The organism is Cereibacter sediminicola (assembly GCF_007668225.1).
Lineage (GTDB): Bacteria > Pseudomonadota > Alphaproteobacteria > Rhodobacterales > Rhodobacteraceae > Cereibacter_A > Cereibacter_A azotoformans.
This window is the reverse complement of the sequence record NZ_VDEK01000096.1, coordinates 1-1,510: the sequence shown is the minus strand read 5'-3', so window position 1 is coordinate 1,510 and position 1,510 is coordinate 1. Positions and strand designations below refer to the sequence as shown.

1 protein-coding gene and 2 pseudogenes are annotated in these 1,510 nt (G+C 63.0%); 2 read left to right on the top strand and 1 reads right to left on the bottom strand.

Features of this window, described 5'->3' with window-relative positions; genetic code table 11:
* Positions 1 to 20 precede the first annotated feature (20 nt).
* Positions 21 to 245, bottom strand: a complete 225-nt coding sequence (locus FG154_RS20450) for a hypothetical protein (RefSeq protein WP_145111968.1) — start codon at positions 243 to 245, stop codon at positions 21 to 23.
* A gap of 356 nt (positions 246 to 601) precedes the next feature.
* Here FG154_RS20450 and FG154_RS20445 point away from each other — a divergent pair.
* Positions 602 to 850, top strand: a pseudogene (locus tag FG154_RS20445) (hypothetical protein); the annotation flags it as partial.
* 203 nt (positions 851 to 1,053) lie between these two features.
* Positions 1,054 to 1,510: pseudogene (locus FG154_RS20440) on the top strand (transposase); the annotation flags it as partial.

Here is a 1,510-nt window from a genome sequence, read left to right as displayed (position 1 = left end):
GAGGCATTCGCCTTAGCGGCTTAACCTGTGCAGATTCCGCTGGGTCGATACACGGCGGCAAAGGCCTCAACGTCACGGGGTTCGAGGTAGAGACGGATCTGCCCGGTGGCGTCGCGGCCTTCGGCGGCGGGTAGGAACGCTCTGCCCTGCCGGTCAGTCTTCGAAACAAGCTCCTTGACCGCCCAGGCTTCCAGCAGCCGCCGCTCCGCTGCCTTGATCACGGAGAGGCGGCCTTCGGATGCCATCGACCCCGGTCTTGAGCAGCCGGTCGAGGTGTAGCCGCAGTTCGTTGTCCCGCTTGGTTGGGATGTGGATGCTCCGCAGGACAGCGAGCCGCGCGGCGGCTTCTGCCGGTATCCGGGTCATTTACAGATCACTTCCTTCCATTTGTCACTTTCCGAGTCCAAACAAACAGCAAACGTGACCTGGACGCGATCTGGCGGCGGCGGTCCGTTCCCGACCCACTTCGGCGGGCCCTGCTTCTGGCCGCGGCAGAAGCACACGACGTCATTACCCATCCCCAGCTGGTGTCCACAACATGTCGGAATGGGCGAAGCAGCAAGCCTGCTGGAACGGGATCAGGGCCCGGACGCTGATCTAGCGCGCCATGGTCTTCAACCGGCTTTGCGCCCCCGACAGCAAGCTCGGCTGCTTGCGCTGGCTGGAGACGGTGGCCATGCGGCTGAAGGCGAGGGCCACCACAGCCAGCCCCCGCACTGCCCTCGACCTGCTGGCGCGCATCCAGAAACGCACCGCCCACGCGGGCAAGCGCAGCTTCCACGGCCTGAGCAAAACCACCCCGGAGCAACTCGACCTCTTCGACGCCCTGAGCCTGCCAAAACCGGCCTGACACCGCCTGTGTTGTCACATTTTCGGCCTCTCGGCCTCAAACAATATCAATTGCCTAGCGGTCTTGCCGATGAACTTGGGGAAAGGGGGCGCTATGCGTCAAGCTGGCGTTCTGCAACAACGCCTGTCGAACTTCGGAGAACGGCCGAGGCTGCGTGAAAACCCCTACCTGTGGTAGACCTTCTGAGGTCGGAGGGGTTCGGGATGGAAGGTTTCATCGAGGGCGTCGATCGCAGCCAGACGGTGCTTTTTCCGGATCGACTTGAGGATTAAATCAGTGAGGATGCCCTCGTTCGCGTCGTCGATCTTTTTGTCGACGAACTGGATCTGGCGGAACTTGGCTTCGTCCGCTCGGCTGCGGCACGCACCGGGCGGCCTGGATATCACCCGGCCGTGCTGCTCAAGCTGTTCATCTACGGATACCTGAACCGCATCCCGTCGAGCCGCCGCCTGGAGCGGGAAGCGGACCGGAACGTCGAGGTGATGTGGTTGACCGGAAAGCTGGTCCCGGACCACAAGACCATCGCCGACTTCCCGCGCGACAACACCGTTGCCATCCGCAATACCTGCGCGCAGTTCGTCGAGCTCTGCCGCCGGATCGGCGTACTGAAGGGCGACTGCGTCGCCATCGACGGGAGCAAGTTCAAGGCGGTCAACAGTG

Coding starts and splice junctions, on each gene's coding strand:
- FG154_RS20450 (WP_145111968.1), bottom strand. CDS start 245: ATGGCATCCGAAGGCCGCCTCTCCGTGATCAAGGCAGCGGAGCGGCGG.